Source organism: Paraburkholderia sp. LEh10, from assembly GCF_017814945.1.
Classification (GTDB): Bacteria; Pseudomonadota; Gammaproteobacteria; order Burkholderiales; family Burkholderiaceae; genus Paraburkholderia.
Map to the genome: position 1 here is coordinate 1 of NZ_JAGIPX010000005.1, position 26,223 is coordinate 26,223.

Below are 26,223 nucleotides of genomic sequence, written 5' to 3' on the forward strand. Positions count from 1 at the left end.
AAAGAAAGTAAGTGCCGCCCCGCACAGGGGCAACGCCCGCGCCGCGAGGCGCTATCGCGGATGCCAGCGACAGCGGCAAAGCGAACAGCGGATGCCAGCGATAGTGGCAAAGGCGACCCGCATCGCGGATGCAGCGACAGTGGCAAAACAGACTCCCAGCGACAGCGTTAAATCCCACTCCTACTGCAAATTCACAAACAGTCCACCATCCACCAGCAAGGCCGCACCCGTCACATACCGTGCACGCTCCGAAGCAAGAAACACAACGCACTCCGCGACATCCTCAGGCTGCCCCAACCTTCCAAGAGGAATGCGCTTCTCGAAGTAGGCTTTCTTCGCCTCGTCGGCGAGATCCTCGGCGTTCAGATCAGTGGCGATCGTCCCCGGCATCACCGAATTGCAGCGGATACCATACGGCCCAAGCGCAATCGCACACGACTGCATCAACGAATGCACGCCAGCCTTGGTCGGCGTGTAATGCGTCTGCATTGCGCCGCCGACAAGCGCACTGATCGAACTCGTCGCCACGATCGCGCCGCCCGTGCCCTGCGCTTTCATCTGCTGCGCAGCGGCCTGCGTGACAAGGAATGCACCGTTCAGATTCACCGCGACAGTCGTTTCAAGCACTTCAGCAGGCATGTCGAGAAACGCATGGAACGGGCAGATACCCGCGTTACTCGCAAGCACGTCGACCTTCCCGAATGCATCAACCGTGCGACGCACGAGTTCGGGGCCCGTCTCCTTCAAGGCAACATTGCCTTCGACGGCAATCACGCGCCGCCCCAGCGCCTCGATCTCGCCTACCACCTCCTCGACAGCGGAACGCCGGTTATACGATGCGTCGTTGTCGCCCCAGTAGTTGATCGCCACATCGGCGCCCTCTCTCGCGCAGGCCACGGCAATCGCGCGGCCGATCCCGCGCGAGCCGCCCGTCACGATCACCGACTTGTCTTTCAGCAGCACAGGCTTCTCCTTCACGGGTTCATGTTCAGTGCTGGTAAGGCCGATCGAGCTTGCACTCGGGATTCAGACGCACGCCGAAGCCCGGCGTATCGGGCACCTTCATGCGGCCGTTGACGGGCACAGGCTCGTCCAGCAGCAGCGGCGTGAACATCGGCACGACCTGGTCCGCCTTCGGCGCCATCATCAGGAACTCGGAAAACGGCGAGTTGTGGCGCGTAACGACGAAGTGATAGCTGTACACCGACGAACCATGCGGCACGACCATCACGTTGTGCGCATCGGCAAGCGCGGAAATCTTGATCAGCTCCGTCATGCCGCCGCACCAGCCGACGTCCGGCTGGATCAGGTCGCAGCAGTTCATCTCCAGCAGCATGCGAAAGCCCCAGCGCGTCGCCTCGTGTTCGCCCGTCGATACCATCATGCCGCGCGGCACGTTGCGGCGCAGTTCGGCGTAACCCCAGTAGTCGTCGGGCGGCAGCGCTTCTTCGATCCACTTCAGCCCATGTTCGTGCGCCGCCTTCGCAAGCTTCGTCGCGTACGTGACGTCGAGGCTCATCCAGCAGTCGTACATCAGCCAGAAGTCGTCACCGACGCGGCTGCGCATATCCGCGAGCTTGTCGATGTTCTGCTTGAGCCCCGCCTCGCCTTCGGCGGGTCCATGCTGCAACGGCAGCTTGCCGCCGATAAAGCCCATTTGCTTCGCGAGATCAGGCCGCGCACCCGTCGCATAGAACTGCAGTTCGTCGCGCACGGGGCCGCCCAATAGCTGGTACACGGGCTCATTGCGCACTTTCGCGAGCAGATCCCACAGTGCAAGATCGACGCCCGAAATCGTGTTGAGCACGACGCCCTTGCGCCCATAGTAGAGCGTCGCGAAGTACATCTGATCCCACATCTTCTCGATGTCGGTCACATGCTGGCCTTCGAGGAAGCGCGCCAGATGCTTCTCGACGATGAACGCGCCGATCTCGCCGCCCGTCGTCACCGCAAAGCCGACCGTGCCGTCGCTCGCCTCGATCTCGACGACGAGTGTGCCCAGCACGTTGATGCCGAACGATTGCCGGCTTTGCCGGTACTCGGGATAACGCGCCATCGGCGTCGAGATGTGGTCGTCGATCCAGTGTCCTTCGGCCTGGTCGTGATAGTCCGCGCCGCCGCCTCGGACGACGAAGGCACGCACGTGCCGGATAGTGGGCATCGCCATGTTCTAAAGCTCCGTTCGTGGTTGCGCGCGCCAATGTGTCAGCGGGCGCGATGTATCGGTTGGGAGAAAGCGGAAGTCTCGCGCGCGGCGCCGAGCCGGACAGTGGTGCCGATCAGCAACGCGGCAAGCAGGCTCGCGGCGCCGAGCAACAGCAGGCCACTCGATGTCGACTGGAATGCATGCTCGGCGCTCGTGCGCAGCGTCGGCGCGATAAAGCCGCCCAGACTGCCGAGCGAGTTGATCAGCGCGATGCCGCCCGCAGCCGCCACGCCTGTGAGGTAACGCGTCGGGAACGTCCAGAAGAGGGGCTGCGCGGCGATAAAGCCGCTTGCCGCGCAGCACAGCGCGAGCAACGCGACGAGCGGACTCTGCGCGAGACCCGACACGCCGATCCCGCAACCGGCGAGCACCAGCAGCGCGACAGCCCAGCGCCGGTGCGCGCCTGTGCGGTCCGCGCGGCGCGGCACGTACCACGTGAGCGCGAGCGCGCAGATCCACGGCACGGCCGTGACCATGCCGACGCGCAAGCCCACCGACTCGCCCAGCAATGCGGCCACCTGCTGCGGCAGATAGAAGATCACGCCATAGACGCTCATTTGAATGAGCAGATAGATCGCGGACAACAGCAGCACGCGTGCGTCGACGAGCGCCGCGAGAATGCGGTGCGGGCCGTGCGCTGAGGCTGCGCGCGCATCATCGTCGAGCGCCGCGCTCAAGATCTTGCGAGAGGCCGGCGTGAGCCATTGCGCGTCTTCGGGCTTGTCGTCGAGATAGAAGAACGCCCACACGCCGACCACCGATGCGAGCGCGCCTTCGATCAGAAACAGCCACTGCCAGCCCGCGAGATTCAACCTGCCATGCAGATCGAGCAGCAAGCCCGACAGCGGGCTGCCGAACATGAACGCAAGCGGCGCGCCGAAATAGAACACGCCGACGGCTCGCGCGCGCGCCGCTTGTGGAAACCAGCGCGTGAGGTAATAGATGACGCCCGGAAAGAAGCCGGCTTCCGCGACACCCAGCAAAAAGCGCAGCGCATAGAAGGCCGTAGCCGTGTGCGCAAGACTCATCGCCGCCGACACGATGCCCCACGTCACCATGATCCGGCACATCCACAAGCGCGCGCCGACGCGATGCAACAACAAATTGCTCGGCACCTCGAAGAGCGCGTAGCCGATGAAGAACACGCCCGCGCCGAACGCGAAAGCCGCGTTCGAAATGCCCGTATCGTGCTGCAACGCCTTTTGCGCGAAGCCGATGTTCGCGCGGTCGAGAAACGCGAGCACGTACATCAGCAGCAGGAACGGCAACAGCCGCCGCATGACCTGGCTGACGATGCCATCGAGGGATTGCGTTGGTGTTCGCGTCATCTCGTCTCCTTGACGGGCCGTGCCGCCCGTTGGCGTGCCTGCTGAATTGGCCTTCGCGGGGAAGGCTCGGCATGCGTGTGCCGCCGTTTTCCGCGTATTGACTCGCGATGTGCGTGATGCGCCCGATATGTCTAATAGGTCGCGCGGCCGCCCGACAGATCGAACACCGCGCCCGTGCTGAACGCGCAGTCTTCCGACGAGAGCCACAGAATCAGCGACGCGGCCTCGTCGGGCAGCAGGAAACGGTTCATTGGGATCTTCGAGAGCATGTAGTCGATGTGCTGTTGCGACATCGAATCGAAGATCTCGGTTTTGGCGGCGGCGGGCGTGACGGCATTGACGAGGATGTTCTTCGTCGCGAGTTCCTTGCCGAGCGATTTGGTGAGACCGATCAGTCCCGCCTTCGATGCGCTGTAGTGCGATGCGTTCGGATTGCCCTCTTTGCCCGCCACCGACGCGATATTGACGATGCGCCCATAGCCCTGCTTGAGCATCTGCGGCACGACCGCGCGGCACACGAGATACGGGCCGATCAGATTCACGTCGATCACGCTGCGCCACACATCGGGCGCGAGTTCCCAGGTCGTGCCGTTGCCGCCCGTGATGCCCGCGCAGTTGATCAGCACATCGATCGCGCCGTGCGCGGCGAGCGTCTTGCTCACGGCCGCGTCGATTTCGGCTTCTTTCGTTTGATCGACGGTGATGGCGGATACCTTGCCGAGTTCGCTCAGCTCGCGTTCGCTGCGAGCAAGCCGCTCGCCGTCGACATCCCATAGCGAAACCGCCGCGCCCGAGCGCAGCGCGCGTTGCGCAACCGCGTAGCCGATGCCCCGCGCGCCGCCCGTGATCACGACGACACGGCCCTCCAGATCGATTCGATTCATCGTTGCGCTCCTGTACTCCTGATGCGCGGTTTGACATTGCCGCACATTCGTCGTTGTCGGGGCCCTGGATGAATGCAGGCCCTCGGTGTACGCAATATAAATCGGTCGCCGATACGGGAACAATCCGACTGTTGGATGGGGCGATAACAAAAACGGATCGAAGGCGGCGGCCGGATACGCCGCAACGGCCGGCGCCTGGGGCCGTCGCGCTTTGGACCTCGCTGGACGCGTGAGTCCCGTGAATGCGGGTGCGCATATCGGCATGCGGCACCCGCGACGCATTTACTGCATGCCTGAAGACTCGTAGTTCACATCGGTGACGACGCCGTCCTGGCCGACCGTCACGATCAGATCCTTCTTCGCGAACTTCAGATTGAATGCCGAACCGCTTGTCGTGTGATACGAGTACACGAGCGCCTGACCGTTCTTGTCCTTGATCGCCGGATAGATCGCGTAACCCGCCGGGCGCCCCAGAAGCTCGACCACTTGCGCACGCGCCGTCTTGCCCTTGACGATGGCGTCACGCTTCGAAGCATCGAACGCGCTGGCGTCGTCCTTGAACGACGAGACGAAGACATTGGAGACCAGCGTGTCTTTCCAGAAGGCAAGCTCGAGGGACCGGGCGGGAATCACGCCCGTTTCGAGCGACGTGCCGCCCGTCGTTGCATACGCATAAGAGAGCAGCGTCACGTCCTGATCGTTCTTCACGACCTGGCTTTCACGATACGGCTTGCCGTAGCTGGTCCGCACCTGTCCGATGGTTGTCTTGCCATCCCGCAACGCCGCGTCATCGGGACGTGTGAAATTCGTTCCTGCACAACCGGCCAGCGAACCGGCCAACACCACACCAACACATGTCAATAACATCTTTTTCATCTTGCCCCCGGAAATTACAAACACCTTGTCAGCTTCGGATTCATCGTGCGGCACGTTTTCCTTCAGTCTTCCTTCAGTCCTTCTTCAGTGACGCAAATGCAAATGACGGCACACATGAACGAATCTTTAGAAGCGCGACGCAATGCTGACAAGCATTGCAAAACCAGACGCAAAAAAATGCCCCAGCCTCTTTCGAAGCCGGGGCCAATCCCATGTCAAGGAGTTTTCATGGAGGAGATGGCTCGATCGTAGCGCCACAACGCGCGCGTTCAAACGAAGCCTTTCGCACAAGCATTCCACGTCGGCGCGCAAGCGCGGATAACCCTTACGCCGTTATATCGTTAGAACAAAAAGTCGTTTCGTGCTGTTACCATCGGTCAATAAGATGGTGGTTCCGGATCTGGGCCCGTTAGCATGGCACACATGTCGAACATGCACTCGGCCCGCCGCCACAGCAGCCAGGAGCTTCAAGTTGAACCGTTTCGATCAGAACCGCCGTCCGCTCGTGATCGGCATCGGCGGCACCACGCGCGCTGCATCGTCCACCGAACGCGCGCTTGCCTTCGCGTTGCGCGGCGCAGAGCAGGCGGGCGCGCGCACGCGCCTGTTCGGCGGCGCATTCCTGCATGGCCTGCCGCACTACGCACCCGAAAGCGCGCACCGCACTGAACAGCAACTCGAACTGATCGAGGCCGTGCGGCATGCGGATGCCCTCATCATCGCCACGCCGGGTTATCACGGAGGCGTATCCGGCCTCGTGAAGAACGCGCTCGATACGCTCGAGGAACTGCGCGCCGACGAGCGCCCCTATCTGGACGGACGCGCCGTCGGTTGCATCGTCACAGCCTATGGGTGGCAGGCGGCGGGTTCCGTGCTGACCTCGCTGCGCGCCATCGTGCATGCGCTGCGTGGCTGGCCGACGCCGTTCGGCGCGGGCATCAATACACTCGAGACGCGCTTTGACAGCGCCGACACCTGCTCCGATCCGAAGGTCGTCGAGCAGCTTGCCACCGTGGGCCAGCAGGCCGCGCAGTTCGCGCTGGCATTCCGCACTCATCACGAGGGCCTCGCATCGGCAGCGTCCGCGCCAGTGGCGAGCCCCGCCGGCGACGAGCCGCGCGCAAGCCACGTCCTCGCGCTCGCGAACTGACCGCCCTTCGCGTATCGACGCGATGCGCCGCATCATGCGGTGCATCGCGTTCCGGATTGCCGTGCGGCCAGCCGACGAAGGCGCGCGATCATCAAGCGGAAAGGCCCGGGTTTCGAAGGCTCGTCGATCGTGCAGTTCACCGTGCACCGACCAATGCCAAGGCGAAATTGTAGGTGGACGCGCCGACAGGACTCGAACCTGTGTATGCGGCTTTGCAAACCGCTCCCTTGCCGTCTTGGGTACGGCGCGCCAGCAAAGTCAGTCTATGCAAGACTGTCGATGGTGACGAACACCTGTTACTTCACGTTACGAAGTTCTTAATAAGTTACAGAAGTTCTGCTAAGTGGCGGACACAACGGTAGATGCGCCTGGGTACACCCTGCCGCGCAGGCGGCGTAAGTAAGAGCACCGGCCGCGCGTGGTACGCGCACGTGATAACACAGCGGCTTTCACGGTCATCGAAGACAATCTGGAGCGCAGTCAATGGCGGCTCGACTTCGAAGCGGAGATCCGACAGATCACCGAAGTCATGCAAATGCTCGGCATCGACGTGAGGCGCTCATTGCGCCAACGAGACCTGCTGCCGAGGACGACGAGCAATGGATGCTGGCGCGGACCGAGCTAGAACTCGCGACGCTCGCCATGCGGCCGCCCGCGCATAGTGAATGGTCATATGAATTTACGAGCACCGCGGCTGTCTCATATCGGCCACGCACGGGGACTATATCGACCGAGCGAACTTCCGCAACTGGACCCAAAAGGGACATCGACAATTCTCCAAAGTGGTCATTGGTCGGTGCTGCAAATAGGCCAATCGTCACTGATCAGCTACCGGCAACCCCTGCGCGACACCACACTGATGGCAATGCGGGAAAAAAAAGAAATTCCGGCCCCCGCATCCGCACACATTGAAGAGTCGCAATCCACAATGCACGCAGAACGTCGAATCGTCGCCGCCGAGATTCCATTGTTTGTCGCATGAAGGGCAGCTCTTTTTTTCGAGTGAGCGAACGGCCTTTTCATATCCAATCGTGCGTGCGCGTTCTCCCTGGTCCTGCTGTAATTCGAGCCGCTTGCGCTCGGCATAGCGCTGAAAGGCCCTCATCATGTAAAGGCCGGTGAACACCGTGAGCGCGATACCGACGAGGACCCTGATATAGCCACCGAAATCCGGAAGATACGGGACCAGTTCAATGAAGAACGCGCTCAATGCGAACAGGCCAAAACCATACACGAATGGCCAGTACCGCACCTTACGGTAGCGAATGAACAGCCAGCTCGCGACCAGTAGAATTGGTAGTGTCAATGCGAGACGCAGGCCGAATACCTGCAACGCGTAATGCCGCGTCGCCTCGTCGAGGCGCCGTTCGGCCACCGCGTCGGCGTCGGCGATTTGCGTGTCCAGTTGAGCTTGTTGCGATGCCAGTTTCCGTTGCTGGTCACCGATCACATCGATCCGATGCTGCCAGTCGATGGCCGCCGCCTGTAGCGCATCGAGTTTCCGCGTTCGCGCGACGATATCGGGGTCCCTCGTACTATCTCCCGTCACCGATCGCGTTGCCAGCCAGTTGCGGAAACTCTCCTTCTCGTCCGCGTACGCTTTTGCGGCGCGTGCGCGCGTCACCTCGATGGTCTCGGCCTTCTCATCGAGGGCGTCGCGCTGCGCCTGCAGGTCGTGTCGCGCTGCGTCCAGCCGCGCTCTAGCAGGAGCATCCGCGAATTGCCCGATGGCGGGCGGGCCGCCGCTCGGTGCAAACGCCATGTCGCGAATCACAAGACTGCCGAGCATATTCAGAAAGACTGCGAAGACGATCGCTATCACCCATGAAGCGAATCGCAGGAGCCGCGCCGGGCCGGTCAAGCCGTCGCTGGAAGTGAGCATTGCTTTTGCCTTTGTAGAAATGGGTTTTATCCGTACTTGCTTCGAGCTTGCGTAGCTATGCGGGCATTGCCCTGATGCTTTCGGTTAGGGCAGGTGTTCACGTAAATGCGGCTGTGCGCTGTCTGCTGCGATTGGGTGTTGCGCGATGATGATGTCCCAGTGAAATACCGCGAGGGAATTGCAGCGGCTTTAACCAGGTCCGGTTCCCTTTTGAAGCTGCGCCTTGAGGTCGATGAGCCATCATCAATTCTGGCGTAGGACGAAGCCCCTCCCAACGTTCCGCGTACACGATCTTCTCATCAATCGTTTCCGCGTTCACGTTATCTTGAACAAATTTTGCGGATCGACTTCGCACATCAAATCCCAATCGGGCCGCCAGAAGTATCGCCGGATAGCGGAAAACAAGAGACAGGAGCGAAGGCAAAGGCAAGGTCGCAAGTGTGAACAGATGACCCCTGTCCAAGGTTGAATCGAGTCGCTGGAATTGGGGAACAAGGTACGACTCTCGCTTCCCTGGCGGATCGTCCGAAGCCTGCGTGCGTTTCGGATGGCCGAATCCGCGCATGCGCCGCTCGCGTGCCTTGTCCTGTCCTATGTACTCGTCGACGGATTCGGGAAGTAGTGCGACCGCGTTGTTGATGTGCAGCATCGAAACGTTCGCGCATCCACGACACGACGCGAGGCGCGAGCCGACGCTCCTTGCCACCACTTCAGCCGTGCTCTTCACTGCAAGAAGCAGCTGCGCCAACCGGATGCACCGGTTACTCACGGTTCGCCGCAATCCACTCGCTTAGGGTCTTCATCTTTGGCTGGCAAGCGACACAGTCAGGATATACAAGGTAGTAGCGCGACCCCGTTTCGACAAAGGTATCGAACGGCATGACGAGGCGCCTGGCCGCGACATCTTCACTGACCAGCGTCCGGTCGCTGATGGCCACCCCGAAACCCTGCATGGCCGCGTTCGTTGCCAGGTCGAGTGTGTCGAAACTTGGCCCGAGATTCGCATCGACCCCGGATGCGCCCGCATGACCAAGCCACAACTTCCAGTCCCGATGGTCTCGCGTCGGATGCAGCAGAGTGAATTGCGCGAGATCGTCGACGCACATGAGTGACGTATTGCTCAGCAATTCAGGAGCGCAGACGGGTGTGATCTGCTCCTCAAACAGCGGCACGGCGTGAACATCGACTCCCGGCGACGACCCATAGATGATGGCGGCATCGAACGGCTCGGCCTGGAAGTCGACGTCATGTTGCCAGGTCGTCGTGATCTGAAGCTGCAGGTCGGGATGCTCGCCCTGAAAACGCATGATCCTCGGCAGCATCCAGCGCATGACACACGTCGGCACCTTCAACGCCACATCCGTGCGCTGGCGCGTGAGCCGCAGCGAGACTTCCTCGATGCGCCCAAAGCTCTCCCTGACCGTCGGCAACAGCATCTCGCCTTCAGCCGTCAAGGTGAGTCCTTTCGCGCCCCGGATGAACAGCGGAAACTGGTAATAGTCCTCCAGCGCAAGAATCTGACGGCTGATCGCTCCTTGCGTCAGGCAAAGATGCTCGGCCGCGCGGGTGAAGCTGCGGTGGCGAGCCACGGTCTCGAAAACCTGGAGCGCGTTTAATGGAGGAAGTCGTCTCATGGATGCAGTCGTCCAGCATGAACCGGATGTATGTAAACGTCCCGCGGCGTCATGTCATCGCAATTCTGCATAAAAGCACAGCGCGGCCGTTTCGCGCGAGCCATCCAGCGGGGCGTCACAATCTTGCGTGTGCTCATCCGCGCGTCTAATGCAGGATCTTGCCCAGAAAATCTCTCGCCCGCTCGGACCTGGGGTTCGCGAAGAACGCTTCCTTCAGGTCATCCTCAACAATACGCCCATGATCCATGAATATCACGCGGTGCGCGACCTTCCGGGCAAAGCCCATCTCGTGCGTCACGCACATCATCGTCATGCCTTCCTGCGCGAGTTCGATCATCACGTCGAGCACCTCGTTGATCATCTCGGGATCGAGCGCCGAGGTGGGTTCGTCAAACAGCATCGCGACCGGGTCCATCGACAGAGCGCGCGCAATGGCCACACGCTGCTGCTGGCCGCCGCTCAGTTGCGCGGGATATTTGTCCGCGTGCGCGCGCAGGCCGACACGTTGAAGCAGCCGCTGCGCCTTGTCGGTCGCCTCGTCCTTCTGCCTGCCCAGCACCTTCACCTGTGCGAGCGTCAGGTTTTCGGTGATGGACATGTGAGGGAAAAGCTCGAAATGCTGGAAGACCATCCCGACCTTCGAGCGCAGCCTGGACAAGTTCGTTCGCCTGTCGCCGACGGATTCGCCATTGATCATGATGTTCCCGCTCTGGAACGGCTCGAGTCCGTTGACGGTCTTGATCAGCGTCGATTTGCCGGAGCCGGACGGGCCGCAAACGACCACGACCTCGCCCTTCTTTACTTCGGTCGTGCAGGCGGCCAGCACCTGAAACTGGCCGTACCACTTCGATACATTGCTGATGGAAATCATGTTCAAACCTGCTTCTGGAAAGAGGAAAGCCGCAAGAGGAGCGCCGCGCCGGCCGCTCAGCGGTGCCGGCTACGCTGGTAGTGGCGCTCGAGCACGCGGGCGTACCAGGTGAGCGGAAAGCACATCGCGAAGTAGAGGAGCGCGACCATACCGTAGATCGGAAACGGCCGGAATGCCGCGTTCGTGATCATCGTGCCTGTCTTCGTGAGTTCGGTGAGGCCGATGATCGACGTCAGCGCCGTGCTTTTTACGACCTGTACGAGAAAGCCGACCGTAGGCGGCACGGCGATCTTCCACGCTTGCGGCCAGACGATGTAGCGCAGCTGCTGGGGCCAGGTCATGCCGAGGCTCGCTGCTGCGCTCCACTGCCCGCGCGGCACCGCCTCGACGCAACCTCGCCAGATATCGACCAGATAGGCGCTCGTGTACAGCGTGAGCGTCACCGTCGCCGCGAGCCACGGCGATACGTCGATGCCCATCATCGGCAAACCGAAAAACCCCAGGAACAGCTGCATCAGGAGCGGCGTGCCCTGAAACAGCTCGACATAAAGTACGACGACGCGGCGCAGCCACGGCAGCGGCGACACGCGCATGGCGAGCAGCACGAAGCCCGCAACGCCTCCCCCTACGAAGGCGATCAGCGAGAGAGCAACCGTCCAGCGCGCAGCGAGCAGCAGGTTGCGCGCGATATCCCATAGCGTAAATTCGATCATGACGAACGCTCCGTCGGAATGTCGGCCGCCGTTGCACGGGCACGGGTCGAAAACAGTTCGCGCAGTCTGCCGCGTGGCGCACGGCCGGCGTCCCGGGCCGCCCGTCCTGCAAAGAGTCCCTTGCAGAGCCGGTTGATCAGAAGGCGCAGCGTGATCGACAGCAGCAGATAGACCGCGGTGATGATGATGTAGCTTTCGAACGAGCGGAAGTTGCGCGACTGGATGAAATTGGCCGCGTACGTGAGGTCGGGCACCGAGATTTGTGAAACCACCGCCGAGCCGAGCATCACGATCAGCACCTGGCCGAGCAGCGCCGGGAACACGTTCGCGAGCGCCTGCGGCAGCACGACGTGGCGGAACACCTGGCGGCCTTGCAGGCCGAGGGCCATCGCAGCCTGAAGCTGACCGCGCGGAATCGAGTCGATCCCGGCGCGGACAATTTCAACGGCGTACGCGCCGAGATTGACCGTCATCGCCAGCACCGCAGCCTGCATCTCATCGATATGCACGCCGAGGCTCGGCAGCCCGAAGAACACAAAGAAGAGCTGCACGAGAAACGGCGTATTGCGGATCAGTTCGACGTAGGCCGCCACGAGCGCGCGGATCCCCTTCCCGCCCGCGACGGCAACCGTCGCGCCCACGATCCCGACGATGCCGCCCAGCACCGTCGAGATGGCCGTCAGGAAGAGCGTCACCACGAGGCCGCGTGCGAGCATGCCCGCGTAGAGTCCGAAGTCGCTGAAATCAAACGTGTAGGTCATCGCGGCGCCACCCGTTTTTCCGTTGAATGGGAAGCCAGACGCATCAAAGATCAGCCGGCAGCGGCGCGCGCAGCCACTTCTGCGAGATGGAGTTCATCGTGCCATCCTTCTTCGCCGTCGCGATGGCGTCGTCGACCTTTGCTTTCAGGCGCGGCTCGTTCTTGTTCAGGCCAACGTGGTCCGGCGAGCTGAAGAGCGAGAACTTTTGCTCCGGATCGTTCGCAGGATGACGGGCCATGATCGTTGCGCCGACATCGTTGCCGACCACCAGCAGCTGCGCCTGACCGGACAGGAATGCGGAAATCGCGCCGTTCGGGTCGTCGAAGCGCTTGATCGTCGCCGACGATGGCGCCACCTTGCTGACGCTCAGATCCTCGAGCGTGCCGCGCGCGACAGCGATTGTCTTGCCCGCGAGGTCGTTCGCGTTCTTTACCGCGAGCGACTTCGGCCCGAACACGGCAAGGTAGTACGGCGCGTAAGGCTGCGAGAAGTCGATCACCTTCTCCCGCTCCGGCGTCTGACCGACCGAAAGCAGCATGTCCGTCTTGTGGTCCGCCAGGTAAGCCATGCGGTTGTCGCCCGTGACCTGAACCAGTTCGACCTTCGCGTTGAGCGTCTTGCCGATCAGATTCGCCACGTCGATGTCATAGCCTTGCGGCTTCATGTCCGGGCCGATCGAGCCGAACGGAGGATAGTCTTCGAACACACCGATACGCACCACACCAGACTTCTGGATCGTATCCAGCGCATCGGCATGCGCGAGCGGCGCGAATGCAAAAAGACCTCCGATGCCGGCGAGCGCGACGGCAACCGTCGTGCGCGCAAAGAGGCATTGCAAGCGATGATGGGCCTTGGTACTCATGGCGTGTCTCCTGTTGCTGCTTTCTCGTGGTGAAAGGGATTCAATGTGCGGTGCGCGCCGCAATGAGCTTGCATGCATGCGCCGGCAATTCGGCCAACACCCGCATGCCGACACGGAGGTCGGGGGTCTCGCGCGGCGTGGTGGCCGCCGTCAGCGTGAAGCCTTCGCAGTCGATCGTGGCCTCGATCGATGCCCCGACATCGCGCACGAATGTCACCTTGCCTGGCAAGGTGTTCTGGCCAGGGTTCGCGGTCGCGGGCCTGACACACACGTCCTCGGGGCGGATCAGAAGCCGGATGTCATCGGGCGCGTCAGGGGCTCGCATCGCGGAGTTCACAGCGATCGATTGCCCGCCGGGCAGCCCGACCTGGCCGCGATCGAACGTGACGGGCAGGATGTTGCCGAGCCCGATGAAGTCCGCGACGAACTCGTTGACGGGATCGCGGTAGATATCGAGCGGCTTGCCAACTTGCGCGATGCGGCCTTTTTCCATCACGACGATTTCATCGGCCATCGTCATCGCCTCGCGCTGATCGTGCGTGACCATGATCGTCGTGATGCCCAGTCGCTGCTGCAGCAGGCGGATTTCGACCTGCATCGCTTCGCGCAGCTTTGCGTCGAGTGCGGACAGCGGCTCATCGAGGAGCAGCAGCTTCGGCGAGGAAGCAATCGCTCGCGCGATCGCGACCCGCTGCCGCTGTCCGCCGGACAGTTGCGTGACCTTGCGCTGCGCCATGTGCGGCAACTGGATCATCTCGAGCAACTCGGTGACGCGCCTGCTCTGTGCACCCCGGTCGACGCGGCGCAGCCGCAGCGGATAGGCGACGTTCTCCGCTACCGTCATGTGCGGAAACAGCGCAAGCGACTGGAACACCATGCCGAAGTCACGGCGGTTGGCGGGCACTTGCGTCAGATCGCGGCCGGCGAACGTCACCGTGCCCGCCGTGGCCGTTTCGAGACCGGCGATGATCCGCATCAGCGTAGTCTTGCCGCAGCCGGATGGCCCGAGAAAGCAGACGAGCTTCCCGTCCGGTACGGTCAGGTCGACGTGATCGACCGCGTACGTGGTGTTGAAGCGCTTGGTGATGGACTGGAGTGTCAGATGGGTCATGGAAGATCCTTGTGCTCGCGTGCGCCGGGGCGGTAGCGATTACAGTGCGACGCCTTCATCGCCAACCAGCCTTTCGAGCAGCCAGATCAAGGCAAAGTCGATCAGCACGATGAAAACGGCAAACGAAAACACGGTCGGGTCGAGCGACGACACCGTGCGGCTGTAGAGCCAGACCGGCAATGTCATCGTATTGATGCTGTACAGGAAAAACGTCACCGTGAATTCGTTGAACGAGATGATGAACGCGAACAGCATGCCGGCGAGAATGCCCGGCCGCATCAACGGCAACACGACATCGATGACCGCCCGCCACGGACTCGCACCCATCAGGCAGGCGGCTTCCTCGAACTCGGGACCGATCGACGCGACGGATGCCGCGCAGTTCTTTACGGTGAACGGCAAGGCCAGAATCACATGCGCGACGACGAGGCGCAGCATGCCGAGCTCCACGGGAAGCACGTTGAACACCAGCAGCAGCGACAAACCGAGCATCACGAGCGGGTACACCAGCGGCAGCGCGACGAGCTGTTCGATGATGGCCTTGCCCCGGAACCGGTAGCGCGACAGCGCATACGCGGCCGGCGCCGACACGGCGGTGGCGATCACCATCGTCGAGACCGCGACCAGCAGGCTCGTCGTAAGCGCCGTGCCCATCGATAGCGTATCGCTCGCATCCGGCGACACGAACGTTTTCCACGCGGCGTGATACCAGTGCAGGCCGAAGCTCTGCGGCGGGAATTGGAGCGTTTCCGAGTTGCCGAATGACATCGTGATCATCGTCAGGATCGGCAGCGCGGCGAGAAACAGCACGATCGTCGCGAGCAGACCTGTCGTGCGGCTCAGCCGGCCTGGCATGATCGACGGAAGGCGTAAGGTGCTCATGGGCGGGACTCCCCGTTGTATTTCGTGCCGCGCGCAAGTCGCTGCGAAAGCGCCATCACGGTGAGCGTCGCGACCATCAACACGACGCCGGACGAAGCCGCAGCCGGCCAGTTGAGCAGCGGCGCCACCTGGTCGTGCACCAGCACGGCGAGCATCGGCACGCGTCGGCCACCCAACAGCAGCGGCACCGCAAATGCGCTCGCGTTGTACGCGAAGACCAGCAGCGCGCCCGAGACGAGCCCCGGCATCGCGAGCGGCAACATCACGTGGCGCAGCGTTTGCCAACGGGTCGCGCCGAGTGTCGCGGCGGCTTCTTCGTAGGAGCGCGACACCGCGCGCATCGCACTCGATATCGGCAGCACTGCCAGCGGGAACGCCGTCTGGATCAAGCCGAGCAGCACCCCGTTCTCACGATAGAGCCATTGCAGCGGGCGCTGGATGAGACCGCCGCCGAGCAGCGCATGATTGAGCAGTCCCGCGGGCCCAAGGATCACGAGCCAGCCGTAACCCTGCAAGAGCAGATTCACGAGCAGCGGCAGGAGCACGCCCGCGAGCAGAAGCCGGCGCGCGAGCCTCGACTCGGTGCGCGCCATGGCGAGCGCCACGGGAATCGCGAGCAATACGGCGCAGATCATGCTCTGGAACGCGAGCCGAAGCGTCAGCCACAGCGAGTGAAGAAAGTACCCGTCGAGAAGATCCGCGTAATTCTGGAGCGTGAGCGCACCCCACTCGTTGCCCGATACACCGAAGCTCATCCGCAGCACCGCGAGCGATGCGGCAATGAGCACGGCCAGAAAGACCAGGATCGGCGCGAGCAGCAACAGCGGCGGCACGCGCGGCAACGCTGGCGCATCGTTGCATCGCGCGGCGTCGGCTGCGGCTGCCGCTGTCCCCACGCGGCGGGAAGAAAGCGCTGACATGATCGTCAGGCCGAGAAGATCTCGGTATAACGCTTGATCCACGCCGCCTGCACGAGCGCGAGCGCCTTGTCGTCGTGCAAGACGGCTTTCTCGGCGATCTGCTGAGGCGAAGGTACGAATGCGCGGCTCTCGGCGGGTATCTGCGCTTTTGAGTTGACCGGGCCGTTCAATACATCGGCAGCCATGCGGCCTTGCACGCCGGCATCGAGCGTGTGGTTGATGAATGCATGAATCAGATCGATGTCGCCGGGATGAGCCTTGGGAATCACCGAGAACATGAGCTGCGTCGCAAAGCCTTCCTTCATGCCGTACGTGACGCCCATCTTGTACTCGGGCTTCCTGATCTGATCAGGGAAGAATGCCGGTGAATAGATACCGCCGATATCGAGCGAACCCGTGCGGAACAGGTCCGCAACCTGATTCGGATTTTCGCCGAGCGTCATCACCCGCTCTTTCAGCTCCGCCAGCTTCTTGAACCCCGGCTCGATGTTCTGCTGAGAGCCACCCGCCAGCTTCGCGGCGATGATCGCGAGATCGACTGCTTCGGCCCACTCGGGCGGCGGCAGGAACAGACGCCCTGCATACTTCGGGTCCCACAGCGCTTCGTATGAGGTCGGCGCTGCCTTCACAGTCGATGTGTTGTAGATGAGGCCGTCGGACCACAGCAGATAGCCAATGCCGAAACCGTTTGCGCCCGTGCGGTACTGCGGCGCGACGTCCTTGAGGTTCGGCAGCTTGTCGAGATCCGGCTTGGCCAGCAGGCCCGCTTCGCCGAGACCTGCGGCGCCCACGCCCGCGAGCGTGATCACGTCGTAAGTCGGACGGGCACCCGCAGCCTTCACTTTTGCGACCATGCCCGAGGTGCCGTCCGCGCGGTCGGCAATGACCTGCGCGCCCGTCTTCTGGCTGAACGTATTGGCGATGTTGCGCAGCGCCGCCGCGCCCGTGTCGTCGGACCACGTCAGCAATCGCAGCGTCTTGCCCGCGAAGCTGCGCTGCTGCGCTTTAGCGGTACTAATGAAGGGCATTGGCAGCGCCGTTGCAGCCAGCGCTGTGCCAATGGTCTTGATTGCCTGCCTTCTGCTGCGCTTGAACTCCTGCATGGTCTTCTCCTGTGCGTCTTGTCGCTGTGGGTCCATCCGGCATCGGCCGCCTGGAAGGTGAATGAACTGTATGTGCGTCAATATCCGCCAACAATCGAAATCTCTGCATGCGGACCATGACGTGAACTCATGAGGTCGGGTTTCCCCGTGATCCCTCAGGCGGTTCCCGCTGCCGTCAACACCTGCTTGATTTCCTGGAAGGCGGCGAGCCCGAACGGGCCCAGCTCCCGGCCGATGCTGCTGCGCTTGTAGCCGCCCCACGAGGTCTGCGGAAAGATCACCTGAGGCGCGTTGACCCAGACCACGCCTGCTTCCAGCGCGTCGGCAACGCGTTTCTCGCGGGCTGTATCGCCCGTGACGACCGTTGCGACGAGTCCGTACTCGGTATCGTTCGCGATGCTGACCGCTTCATCCTCGGTGTCGAACGGGCGCACGCAGAGAACCGGCCCGAAGATTTCCTCTCGCCACACCGCGCTATTCGCGCAGACATCGACGAAGATCGTCGGCTTGACGAAATATCCCGGACCGGCGGGCACTGCACCTTCGATCACCTTGCCCGCTCCGTCGGCCTTGCCTTGGGCAATGTAGCGCTGCACGCGCTCGTACTGCGCACGGTTCGTCAGCGGCCCCATCTGCACGCCGGGCATGAAAGGATCGCCGACGACAAGCTGCGTCACCCGCTCGGCAAGACGCGCGATGAGCGCGTCCGCGATCGGGCGCTCGACGAGCACGCGCGAGGTCGCCGAGCACATCTGACCGGCGTTGAAGAATCCGCCGCTCGCCACCAGTTCGACGGCAAGGTCGAGATCCGCGTCGGCGAATACGACGATGGACGACTTGCCACCCAGTTCCAGACTCACGCCCTTGATGGTTGTGGCCGCCGTCTTCATCACCTGCTCGCCGACCCCGGTGCTGCCCGTAAACGACACCTTGGCGACCAGCGGATGCGCGGCGAGCGGTGCGCCGACGTCAACGCCCGTTCCCGTGACGACGTTCAGGACCCCGCACGGCACGCCTGCTTCGGCCGCGATTGCGGCGAGCGCCAGCTCCGGCAATGGCGTGACTTCAGACGGCTTCAGCACCACGGTGCAGCCTGCCGCGAGCGCTGGCGCCAGCTTCCATGCGGTCGTGACCATCGGGAAGTTCCATGGCACGATCAGGCCGACCACGCCCGCCGGCTCGCGGCGGATCACCGCCCGGTAATCGCCGCTCGGGAGCGCAACCGCGGATTCGCCGGTTTCATCCAGCTGCTCGGCCAGTCCCGCGTAGTAGTCGAATGTGGCGACCACGTCGCTTACGTCGATCTGCGCTTCGGCAAACGGTTTGCCGTTGTTGCGCGACTGGAGTGTGGCCAGGTCATCGCGGTGCGCCTCCACGCCGCGCGCAATCGCACGCAGAAGCGCGGCCCGCTCGGCACCCGTTGTCTTTTTCCAGCTCCGGAATGCCTTCGCGGCAGCGCGCACCGCCGTGTCGACATCCGTCGCGCTGCCGGCCTCGACTTCGGTAATCGTTTCTTCCGTCGACGGATTGATGATCTGCAAGCGCCGCCGGCTTTCGCCGCTGCACCAGATGCCGTCGATGTAGAGCTGGGTGTGCAATGCGCCGTCAATTCGCGGTGATGGCATCGTCGTCATGCCGGCACCCGAGCGAACCACTCGGCCTCGACAACTTCGATCACGGTCGGGACGTCGCGCGAGTTTGCCTGCTGCAACTCGGCGGCAAGCGATTCGCACGTATTGACGCGCCGCGCTTCACATCCAAAGCCTGTTGCGAGCTTCAGGAAGTCCGGCGTATAGATATCGACGCCGACGGGCGTAATGTCGCGTGCCGCCATGTACTTGCGAATTTCGCCATAGCCGAGGTTGTTCCAGAGCAGCACGATCACTGGCACCCTCGCTTCCACGGCGCTCGCGAGTTCAGGCAGCGTGAACTGGATGCCGCCATCGCCGATCAGGCAGACCACCGGCCGCTCGAGCGCCGCAAGCTTGGCACCGATCGCGGCGGGCAGGCCATAGCCCAGCGTGCCGTAACCCGTCGACGAATTGAACCAGCAGCGCGGCCCCGGCGCGTCGTACACGAAATTGCCAGCATAGACAGGGCTGGTCGAATCGCCGGCGATGATCACGCCAGGCAGCGCACCGGCTATCGTGTCAATCAGATGCTTCTGCGAGCGCGTTGGCGCATCGTATGACGCCCAGACGGCACGCCGCACCTTCTCGACACGCTGCGCGCCCCAGTCGGGCTGCGGAACAGGCGCCGGCCGTTCATGCAGCCGCACCGAGAGGCTGCTCATTGCATGCTGCGCATCGCCCGTAATCGCCAGGTCCGCGCGGAAGTTGCGCATCAGCTGTTGAGCGTCAATATCGATGCGAATCAGCTGGCCCCTGATGTCGAAGCCCTGATCGAAGACGACGTCGTAATCCGTCTCGCCCAGTTCCGTGCCGACCGCGAGCACCACGTCGGCATCGCGCACGATTGCACGCGTATCCGGCAACGATTGTGTCGAACCGATGAGCAGCGGATGACCGCACGGCAGCAAACCCTTTGCGTTGATCGTGAGCGCGACGGGCGCTTGCAGATGCTCGGCGAGCTCGCGCAGTTCGGCTGCCGCGTGCACAGCGCCACCGCCCGCGAGAATCAGCGGCCGGCGGGCGTCGGCGAGCAGGTCTGCGGCAACGGCGAGCGCGTTCGCGCTCGCTGCAGGTTTGGCGGGCAATATGGCAGGCGCCATGTTCATGCCGTCAGCCGGCGCGACGATCACATCGAGCGGAATCTCGATATGCACCGGCCGCGGGCGCGCGCTTTCGAATACGGCGAACGCGCGGGCAAGCACCCGGGGCAACTCGGCCGCGTCGAGCAACGTGTGCGAGAACGCGGCGAGACCCGCGAACACGTCGCGCTGCGATGGCAGCTCGTGCAGCCGCCCATCCCCACTGCTCAGCTCGCGCCGCGCATTGACGCTCGAGATCACGAGCATCGGCATCGAGTCTGCGTAGGCCTGCGCCATCGCCGTCGCGATGTTGGTCATGCCGGGGCCGGTGATGATGAAGCATACGCCCGGTTTGCCCGTCACCCGCGCATAACCGTCGGCCATGAAGCCCGCGCCCTGTTCGTGGCGCGGCGTCACGTGCTGGATCGAGGAGGCTGCGAGACCCCGGTAGAGTTCGACCGTATGCACGCCCGGAATGCCGAATACGTACTCGACGCCGTAACCTTCGAGCAGGGTGACGAGCGCCTCGCCACAAGTTGGAATCCGCATGGCAGGCCGTTCGGTTATCGTCGCTGCTGCTTCATCGAAGCGGACAGATGTTTCGGGATGGTTCATCGATCGTCGCGTTCCTGGTTGGTTTCGGACCCGTGCAGCGTTGCCGGGGTATTGGCCAGCGCTGCCCCGGACAGTGCCCGAGCCAGCGGCAGCATGAGTTGCTTCAACACGCCGTGCGTGCACGAGCGCAGTCATTGAATTTATTCTCGGCGCTAGTGCCGGCTGCGAACAATCGATAAGTTTTCATGACGCGCATGACCGTCGTTCATGACTCGACGTGAACCCGTATGGATTCCTTGCTAATCAAATGGGAAAGCAATGCCATCGCTGCCGATGGCTTACCTTGGTCAGCGAGCTTTGTGTCGAGGAACTTTGTGTCGAGGAATGCGGGAAGATCCGGCGTTGCGTCAGGTGACGTCTGCAACCCGTCTGGCGCGGCGGCTGGCATACCCATTTCGGACTGCGCCGGATGGCGGGCTGCATCACGGGCTGGGAGTCGCCGCATGTAGAGAGTCGCGGAGTCTCCGATGACGAACTATGGGAGGCTCCCGTCGCATCGTGAGAACGCTCGATGTGAAGCGGTTACTTCTTCGCGCAAACGCCGACGTCGCCGCAATGCACGGCCGCTTCGTTCAAACGGTTGCGCAGCGTATCGGCACCCTTGCCCGCACCGGATGCAATGCCGCTGTGGTTCTTGCCCGATACGCAAGGCCATGGCGACGCCCTTTGGGCAAGGGATCGCGGCACGGAGCGCGAGCCGGCTTGAGCGCGGCGGAGCGCCGTCGGCGCCCGGCGCATACGAGCGATCAGGCGCGGCGCTTGACGCCGGGCATCACGCACAACGCTTCGTACGCGAGGTTCGCGCCGAGCAGCGCGGTGGTGCCGAACGGGTCATACGGCGGCGCGACTTCCACCACGTCTGCGCCCACCAGGTCGAGCCCCCAGGCGCCGCGAACGATCTCGAGCGCCTGCGGCACGGTTAATCCGGCGATCTCCGGCGTGCCCGTACCAGGCGCGTAAGCGGGGTCGATACCGTCGATATCGAAGCTCAGATACACCGGTCCTCCTCCTATGCGCTCACGCACCTCCGCCATCAGCGGCGCCAGCGAGCGGTTCCAGCACTCCTCCGCCTGCACCACGCGGAAACCCTGGTCGCGGCACCAGTCGAAGTCTTCCGCAGCGTAACCCGTGCCGCGCAGCCCGATCTGCACGACGCGGTTGCAATCGAGCAGCCCTTCTTCGACTGCGCGGCGGAAAGGCGTGCCGTGCGCAATCTTTTCGCCCATCATCGTGTCGTTGACATCCGCGTGTGCATCGACGTGAATGAGGCCGACCTTGCCGTGCTTGCGATGGATCGCACGCAGGATCGGCAGCGTGATCGTGTGATCGCCGCCGAGCGTGATCGGCTTCGTGCCGTACTTCAGGATTGCATCGTAGGCAGTTTCGATCCGGGCAATCGAATCGAGCAGGTTGTACGGATTGATCGCGACATCGCCGATATCGGCGACGCGCAGCGAATCGAAGGGCGCGGCGCGCGTCGCCATGTTGTACGGACGCAGCAGCACCGATTCGCTGCGGATCTGGCGCGGCCCGAAGCGCGCGCCGGTACGGTTCGACGTACCGAGATCGAAGGGCACGCCGACGAAGCACGCGTCGAGCCCTTGCGCCGACCCGACGTTCGGGAGTCGCATCATCGTCGCAATGCCGCCGCAACGGGGCATTTCGTTACCGCCCAAGGGTTGGAAATATTCGGTTGCCATGACTTCCTTCATCTGGATTGGGCCAGCCGTACCGTTCGGCAAGCATGCGATTGTTCAGCCCGTCGTTAAGACACGAGCGCAGTCGACGAGGTCATTCTCGACGCAGGAGCGTGAGGCGAACAACCGATAAGTTTTCATGAGACGCATGTCGTTCGCTCATGACCCGGCGACAATGCCCGTCCCCGCGCAACCGAAAACGTCCGCTCGAATGGCCAGCAAACCTTCGATCCGGCGGTCGATTGTGCTGCACTTTATTGAACGGACGCAGGCCGCAATCCACTGGACGTCTGAGAGGTTGCATGTCCGCCGCCATGAGGCAACTGCCAGGCGCATTGCCACCGTTCGCGTGGTCGTAGCCGCGAATGTCAGGTGCGCGGTTTTCAGAAAACAACCGGTTGGCCAATCGATCGGAATTCGGGTTTGGGCTAAGGTATTACCCCAGATGCAGGAACGCCCGATGCAGGAACATCCGCGCAAGTGACAGTGCCGTCGTCCAGCGTAATGCAGTACTTTCCAATGGTAGGCAAGCCGTTTTTCTTGAGGTAATCGTTCTGGATCTCCGTCGCTTCAACTTCGTCCTGGAAGATGGACGGGTTGGCCGCCGTCTTTTCATTATTCATCTCGCCAGACTGCATCTCAAAGGCATGATAGAACTCATGAGGCAGTTCCGAAGTAGCGTCCCGAGGCGTGCCATCGCGGTAAGTCCCGCCCTCGTTTGGATTCCACTCGATAATCGCGCCGCTCCCGCTTCCGTTGCTGGCGCCTGCCGGATCAGTGGGAAAGGTGCTTGAACTTTCAGCCCGCATAATGACGAAATCGAGCTGAGTGTCTGACTCAAGGCTCTCGATCAGCCCCTGGTCGGCCGGTGTTCCGTTCGTTCTCACTTGCTCCAGGGCGGGCTGGCAATTCGTATCGGCAAACTCCGGATCCAACGGGTCGCAGATCAGGCCGTCCCCGTGCTCGTGCTGTGTGCCGCGCACGCGAAAGCTAACCGGGTTAGATAAAAGCTCGCCGTGAAAGACATCGGGGTGACCATTGTCAGGCCCACTGTAATGGTAGGCGAATCGGAACGTGTAGAGACCCGGTGATTTCAATGCATACGAAAGCGCCAGGTTTCCGGTCCCCGGATGGAGCTCCTTCGTAACGAGCAGCGATCCATGCCCCGGAAGATGCGCGACAGTGAACGGTATCGTCACACGATCCCCGCTTTGAATGGTTTTTAGCGAGCGAATCTGAATGCTCACCGGATCATCCACGAAGCGCAGCGGCGATACAGTCGGACGGAGCGGGTCACTGTTGCGCGTGGCCAGGACGACGCTAACTGTTCCTGCATTAGCGGTCGCGACAGTAACCTGATCCCGGTCTCTCGACTTTTCCCTTTCCTTTTCCTTTTCCTTTTCCGCCTTTTCATCGTGGACATGGCCGAATGGCATTACGGTTGTTTCCTCCTCCGCGCCGCCCTTGAAAATCGTAAGCTTTAAAACGATTCGTTCAGAGACGTCATATTCATGTTTGGCGGAACTGACTGAAAACCGCAGCCGCTGTCGAGCAGCATGAGTGTGGTCAGCGTCATCGGCTTGGCCGCCGGACACGAACACCAACGCGAAGAAAAGCCAATAGGATTTTCTGCGAAATAGTCGTGCGCGCATACGTTCCTCCAGGCTATTTTAACTTGGAGATGAGATGATTTGCTTTGCGAAATTCCATTCGCGTGGATGGAAAAGTGCCCGCTTTAGCGGACCCATTGACGCATATTCTTTTTCGTCATTGTTTTGCACGGTCTTGCGCAAATGGGAGTCAATGGAACTCCCCAAAAAATGATCGGTGGACAAACACAACATCCATATTTTTTTGCGCACTTCACCGACGTAAAGATCTCATAGTTCGGCGACACGCCAAGACGGTGATTACATTCGATCGACGAACGTTTAAATCACGTGTACCGGTCGCTTTCGCTTTTCTACCTGGCAGAATAGAACACGTCACGATAAAAGCAAGCGAATTGTACCCTTACCTGTAAGCTTGGCGTTGCCATGATTGCGTTGAATAATTTTCGTATGGGATCGGCTAATAAATCATTCAGGCGTGGATCACTATCCGATTCCCAAGGCAGGCCCATTTTTTATAAGATATTGAATTAGTAATCAAAAGCCGTCGATGAACGCTTATTCTGCCGCTTGTTCGTCCTTCCTCTCTTCCCTACCGCGACAAAAGCTCCACCCTGCCAGATAGCCGCCGAACATGAAGCGTTCACGCGTCCTTTATGTCACGCCATGACGTAATGCGTCAAAGGACGGCGGAAGCGGATCGTCAATGCGTCAGCGCACCCTCGCTAGCACACCCGATCAACGGGACCCGCCTGGCTTTAGTCGTTTCAACCAAAACTTGCCTCAATTACATGAACAACCACTACCATCTCATCGATATGATTGTGTAAATCACTACAGATAGCCAACGCATGCGATCCGGTACGCGACCCGTCTTCACGCTGGATACCGCCCGAGCGCACGGCAACCGTGCTGCGTTCAGGTGCCTGGCGGGTAGCCAGTGCCGATCGCTTCTTGCGGGCCTGCGTGCGCTCGCGAAGCCTCCACGACCAGCGCTCGTCGATCGTCCTGAGCATCTGACGAATCAGATCAATTCGCGGCAGACAGACAGTCCCATAAAGGAGGCGATATGCACATCGGCATTCCGAAGGAGATCAAGAACCACGAGTACCGCGTCGGTCTCACACCATCGTCGGTGCGTGAGATCGTCGCGCATGGACACAGCGTGAGTGTCGAAACGGGAGCGGGTGCCGGCATCGGCACAACGGACGACGCATACCGGACCGCGGGCGCGCAGGTTGCGCCTGACGCTGAAGCGGTGTTTGCCGCCGCCGACATGATCGTCAAGGTGAAAGAGCCGCAACCGCGCGAGCGCGCGATGCTGCGCAAAGGACAGATCCTTTTCACCTATCTGCACCTCGCGCCGGACCCCGAGCAGTGCGCCGATCTCATCAAGAGCAACGCGGTCTGCATCGCATACGAGACGGTCACGCAGCGCGGCGGCGGGTTGCCCTTGCTTGCGCCGATGTCCGAAGTCGCGGGCCGCATGTCGATTCAGGCGGGCGCATGCTGCCTGGAGCGCGCGCATGGCGGCAAGGGCATTTTGCTCGGCGGCGTGGCAGGCGTGCCCTGCGCGAAGATCGCAATCCTCGGCGCCGGCGTGGTGGGCAGCAATGCCGCGCAGATCGCGGTCGGCACGGGTGCGCAGGTCATCGTGATCGACCGCAATGTCGATGCGCTGCGACGCATGGACCGGCTGCTGGGCGGGCGCGTAATCACCGTGTTTTCAAATCAGGACAATATCGAGCAACACGTGCTCGATGCCGATCTCGTGATCGGCGGCGTGCTCGTGCCCGGCGCCGCTGCGCCCAAACTCATCACGCGCGCGATGGTCGAGGCGATGAGCCCGGGCTCCGTCATTGTCGATGTGGCGATCGATCAGGGCGGATGCTGCGAAACCGCAAAGCCTACGACTCATGCGGAGCCCACGTACAAGATCGGCGAAGTCGTGCACTACTGCGTGGCGAACATGCCCGGCGGCGTGCCGCGAACCTCGACCTATGCGCTGAACAATGCGACGCTACCCTTTGTGCTGCAGATTGCCGACCAGGGCTGGCGCAAGGCGCTCACCGATGACGAGCATCTGCGGCGCGGTCTGAATGTCGCGTTCGGCAAGGTGACGTGTCCCGAGGTCGCTGAAGCGCTGGGCTACATCTGCGAGGATGCTGACGTCATCGCCGCTGAATCGCAATAGCGTGGGGATGGCGGTTTTAAAACGGACAACTTTTGTTCGGCAACACGAAAACCGTCACCCTTCTTTACCTGATCGCACGCGCCTGGCGATATTCCGCACTGGGGCTAGCGTGGGTCCGCGCGACGGCTCGGCGCAATGTTCGTCGCAACTACTTAACAAGTCCAATCGCACGCTGCTCTCCAGCCACCCCGCAAAGCGGTGCGAAGCCGCGTGG

General features: G+C 62.0%; 23 protein-coding genes and 1 tRNA gene. 2 read left to right on the top strand and 22 right to left on the bottom strand.

What is annotated here, in order from left to right:
• Positions 1–180: 180 nt before the first annotated feature.
• The 5 genes from J8I87_RS05435 to J8I87_RS05455 form a co-directional block, all read right to left on the bottom strand.
• Complete coding sequence (locus J8I87_RS05435; protein WP_209930639.1) at positions 181–963, bottom strand: SDR family NAD(P)-dependent oxidoreductase; 783 nt, start codon at positions 961–963, stop codon at positions 181–183.
• Positions 964–988: 25 nt separating this feature from the next.
• Complete coding sequence (rhmD, locus tag J8I87_RS05440) at positions 989–2,167, bottom strand: L-rhamnonate dehydratase (protein WP_209930425.1); 1,179 nt, start codon at positions 2,165–2,167, stop codon at positions 989–991.
• A gap of 38 nt (positions 2,168–2,205) precedes the next feature.
• The gene (locus tag J8I87_RS05445; protein ID WP_209930426.1) at positions 2,206–3,534 is read right to left on the bottom strand and encodes an MFS transporter; all 1,329 of its coding nucleotides are present in this window, start codon (positions 3,532–3,534) and stop codon (positions 2,206–2,208) included.
• A gap of 131 nt (positions 3,535–3,665) precedes the next feature.
• Positions 3,666–4,418, bottom strand: a complete 753-nt coding sequence (locus tag J8I87_RS05450; protein ID WP_209930427.1) for an SDR family NAD(P)-dependent oxidoreductase — start codon at positions 4,416–4,418, stop codon at positions 3,666–3,668.
• 282 nt (positions 4,419–4,700) lie between these two features.
• Positions 4,701–5,294 (bottom strand): hypothetical protein, encoded by a 594-nt coding sequence (locus J8I87_RS05455; protein WP_209930428.1) that lies wholly within the window; start codon positions 5,292–5,294, stop codon positions 4,701–4,703.
• A gap of 472 nt (positions 5,295–5,766) precedes the next feature.
• On the opposite strand from J8I87_RS05455, the gene J8I87_RS05460 reads away from it, so the two are divergent.
• Positions 5,767–6,444, top strand: a complete 678-nt coding sequence (locus J8I87_RS05460) for an NADPH-dependent FMN reductase (RefSeq protein ID WP_209930429.1) — start codon at positions 5,767–5,769, stop codon at positions 6,442–6,444.
• Positions 6,445–6,618: 174 nt separating this feature from the next.
• On the opposite strand, the gene J8I87_RS05465 is transcribed toward J8I87_RS05460, so the two are convergent.
• From J8I87_RS05465 to J8I87_RS05545, 17 genes are all read right to left on the bottom strand, one after another.
• A tRNA-Cys gene (locus J8I87_RS05465) sits at positions 6,619–6,693 on the bottom strand.
• Positions 6,694–7,261: 568 nt separating this feature from the next.
• A complete protein-coding gene (locus J8I87_RS05470; RefSeq protein ID WP_209930430.1) occupies positions 7,262–8,326 on the bottom strand; it encodes a zinc ribbon domain-containing protein in 1,065 nt (354 codons plus the stop codon).
• Between the two features lie 97 nt (positions 8,327–8,423).
• Positions 8,424–8,975 (bottom strand): hypothetical protein, encoded by a 552-nt coding sequence (locus J8I87_RS05475; RefSeq protein ID WP_209930431.1) that lies wholly within the window; start codon positions 8,973–8,975, stop codon positions 8,424–8,426.
• Positions 8,976–9,087: 112 nt separating this feature from the next.
• Positions 9,088–9,960: a LysR substrate-binding domain-containing protein gene (locus J8I87_RS05480; protein WP_209930432.1), complete on the bottom strand. Its 873-nt coding sequence runs from the start codon at positions 9,958–9,960 to the stop codon at positions 9,088–9,090.
• A gap of 145 nt (positions 9,961–10,105) precedes the next feature.
• Entirely contained in the window at positions 10,106–10,831 is a 726-nt protein-coding gene (locus tag J8I87_RS05485) for an amino acid ABC transporter ATP-binding protein (protein WP_209930433.1), read from the bottom strand.
• A gap of 56 nt (positions 10,832–10,887) precedes the next feature.
• Positions 10,888–11,544 (bottom strand): amino acid ABC transporter permease, encoded by a 657-nt coding sequence (locus J8I87_RS05490; protein WP_209930434.1) that lies wholly within the window; start codon positions 11,542–11,544, stop codon positions 10,888–10,890.
• Complete coding sequence (locus J8I87_RS05495) at positions 11,541–12,305, bottom strand: amino acid ABC transporter permease (protein WP_209930435.1); 765 nt, start codon at positions 12,303–12,305, stop codon at positions 11,541–11,543. Before J8I87_RS05495 ends, J8I87_RS05490 begins: the two co-directional genes overlap by 4 nt.
• Positions 12,306–12,348: 43 nt before the next feature.
• Positions 12,349–13,167, bottom strand: a complete 819-nt coding sequence (locus J8I87_RS05500) for a transporter substrate-binding domain-containing protein (RefSeq protein ID WP_209930436.1) — start codon at positions 13,165–13,167, stop codon at positions 12,349–12,351.
• A 40-nt stretch (positions 13,168–13,207) separates the two neighbouring features.
• Positions 13,208–14,278: an ABC transporter ATP-binding protein gene (locus J8I87_RS05505; protein WP_209930437.1), complete on the bottom strand. Its 1,071-nt coding sequence runs from the start codon at positions 14,276–14,278 to the stop codon at positions 13,208–13,210.
• 39 nt (positions 14,279–14,317) lie between these two features.
• The gene (locus J8I87_RS05510) at positions 14,318–15,160 is read right to left on the bottom strand and encodes an ABC transporter permease (RefSeq protein ID WP_209930438.1); all 843 of its coding nucleotides are present in this window, start codon (positions 15,158–15,160) and stop codon (positions 14,318–14,320) included.
• The gene (locus J8I87_RS05515) at positions 15,157–16,080 is read right to left on the bottom strand and encodes an ABC transporter permease (RefSeq protein ID WP_209930439.1); all 924 of its coding nucleotides are present in this window, start codon (positions 16,078–16,080) and stop codon (positions 15,157–15,159) included. The genes J8I87_RS05510 and J8I87_RS05515 overlap by 4 nt, the downstream gene beginning before the upstream one ends.
• Before the next feature lie 5 nt (positions 16,081–16,085).
• Complete coding sequence (locus tag J8I87_RS05520; protein WP_209930440.1) at positions 16,086–17,183, bottom strand: PotD/PotF family extracellular solute-binding protein; 1,098 nt, start codon at positions 17,181–17,183, stop codon at positions 16,086–16,088.
• A 155-nt stretch (positions 17,184–17,338) separates the two neighbouring features.
• Positions 17,339–18,808, bottom strand: a complete 1,470-nt coding sequence (locus J8I87_RS05525; RefSeq protein WP_409518727.1) for an aldehyde dehydrogenase family protein — start codon at positions 18,806–18,808, stop codon at positions 17,339–17,341.
• Between the two features lie 5 nt (positions 18,809–18,813).
• On the bottom strand, positions 18,814–20,508 hold the full coding sequence (locus tag J8I87_RS05530) for a 5-guanidino-2-oxopentanoate decarboxylase (protein ID WP_209930442.1): 1,695 nt from the start codon (positions 20,506–20,508) through the stop codon (positions 18,814–18,816).
• Positions 20,509–21,254: 746 nt separating this feature from the next.
• Positions 21,255–22,208: an agmatinase gene (gene speB, locus J8I87_RS05535; protein ID WP_209930443.1), complete on the bottom strand. Its 954-nt coding sequence runs from the start codon at positions 22,206–22,208 to the stop codon at positions 21,255–21,257.
• 425 nt (positions 22,209–22,633) lie between these two features.
• Complete coding sequence (locus J8I87_RS05540; RefSeq protein WP_209930444.1) at positions 22,634–23,857, bottom strand: M91 family zinc metallopeptidase; 1,224 nt, start codon at positions 23,855–23,857, stop codon at positions 22,634–22,636.
• A gap of 725 nt (positions 23,858–24,582) precedes the next feature.
• Entirely contained in the window at positions 24,583–24,831 is a 249-nt protein-coding gene (locus tag J8I87_RS05545) for a hypothetical protein (RefSeq protein ID WP_209930445.1), read from the bottom strand.
• Positions 24,832–24,884: 53 nt separating this feature from the next.
• Here J8I87_RS05545 and ald point away from each other — a divergent pair, with 53 nt between their 5' ends.
• Complete coding sequence (ald, locus tag J8I87_RS05550; RefSeq protein WP_209930446.1) at positions 24,885–26,009, top strand: alanine dehydrogenase; 1,125 nt, start codon at positions 24,885–24,887, stop codon at positions 26,007–26,009.
• The last annotated feature ends 214 nt before the right edge of the window (positions 26,010–26,223 follow it).

Excerpts from the sequence above, each read along its gene's own strand:
- rhmD (WP_209930425.1), bottom strand. The coding sequence starts at position 2,167 with ATGGCGATGCCCACTATCCGGCACGTGCGTGCCTTCGTCGTCCGAGGC.
- J8I87_RS05445 (WP_209930426.1), bottom strand. The coding sequence starts at position 3,534 with ATGACGCGAACACCAACGCAATCCCTCGATGGCATCGTCAGCCAGGTC.
- J8I87_RS05450 (WP_209930427.1), bottom strand. The coding sequence starts at position 4,418 with ATGAATCGAATCGATCTGGAGGGCCGTGTCGTCGTGATCACGGGCGGC.
- J8I87_RS05455 (WP_209930428.1), bottom strand. The coding sequence starts at position 5,294 with ATGAAAAAGATGTTATTGACATGTGTTGGTGTGGTGTTGGCCGGTTCG.
- J8I87_RS05470 (WP_209930430.1), bottom strand. The coding sequence starts at position 8,326 with ATGCTCACTTCCAGCGACGGCTTGACCGGCCCGGCGCGGCTCCTGCGA.
- J8I87_RS05475 (WP_209930431.1), bottom strand. The coding sequence starts at position 8,975 with ATGCTGCACATCAACAACGCGGTCGCACTACTTCCCGAATCCGTCGAC.
- J8I87_RS05480 (WP_209930432.1), bottom strand. The coding sequence starts at position 9,960 with ATGAGACGACTTCCTCCATTAAACGCGCTCCAGGTTTTCGAGACCGTG.
- J8I87_RS05485 (WP_209930433.1), bottom strand. The coding sequence starts at position 10,831 with ATGATTTCCATCAGCAATGTATCGAAGTGGTACGGCCAGTTTCAGGTG.
- J8I87_RS05490 (WP_209930434.1), bottom strand. The coding sequence starts at position 11,544 with ATGATCGAATTTACGCTATGGGATATCGCGCGCAACCTGCTGCTCGCT.
- J8I87_RS05495 (WP_209930435.1), bottom strand. The coding sequence starts at position 12,305 with ATGACCTACACGTTTGATTTCAGCGACTTCGGACTCTACGCGGGCATG.
- J8I87_RS05500 (WP_209930436.1), bottom strand. The coding sequence starts at position 13,167 with ATGAGTACCAAGGCCCATCATCGCTTGCAATGCCTCTTTGCGCGCACG.
- J8I87_RS05505 (WP_209930437.1), bottom strand. The coding sequence starts at position 14,278 with ATGACCCATCTGACACTCCAGTCCATCACCAAGCGCTTCAACACCACG.
- J8I87_RS05510 (WP_209930438.1), bottom strand. The coding sequence starts at position 15,160 with ATGAGCACCTTACGCCTTCCGTCGATCATGCCAGGCCGGCTGAGCCGC.
- J8I87_RS05515 (WP_209930439.1), bottom strand. The coding sequence starts at position 16,080 with ATGTCAGCGCTTTCTTCCCGCCGCGTGGGGACAGCGGCAGCCGCAGCC.
- J8I87_RS05520 (WP_209930440.1), bottom strand. The coding sequence starts at position 17,183 with ATGCAGGAGTTCAAGCGCAGCAGAAGGCAGGCAATCAAGACCATTGGC.
- J8I87_RS05525 (WP_409518727.1), bottom strand. The coding sequence starts at position 18,808 with ATGCCATCACCGCGAATTGACGGCGCATTGCACACCCAGCTCTACATC.
- J8I87_RS05530 (WP_209930442.1), bottom strand. The coding sequence starts at position 20,508 with ATGAACCATCCCGAAACATCTGTCCGCTTCGATGAAGCAGCAGCGACG.
- speB (WP_209930443.1), bottom strand. The coding sequence starts at position 22,208 with ATGGCAACCGAATATTTCCAACCCTTGGGCGGTAACGAAATGCCCCGT.
- J8I87_RS05540 (WP_209930444.1), bottom strand. The coding sequence starts at position 23,857 with ATGCGCGCACGACTATTTCGCAGAAAATCCTATTGGCTTTTCTTCGCG.
- J8I87_RS05545 (WP_209930445.1), bottom strand. The coding sequence starts at position 24,831 with ATGCTCAGGACGATCGACGAGCGCTGGTCGTGGAGGCTTCGCGAGCGC.
- ald (WP_209930446.1), top strand. The coding sequence starts at position 24,885 with ATGCACATCGGCATTCCGAAGGAGATCAAGAACCACGAGTACCGCGTC.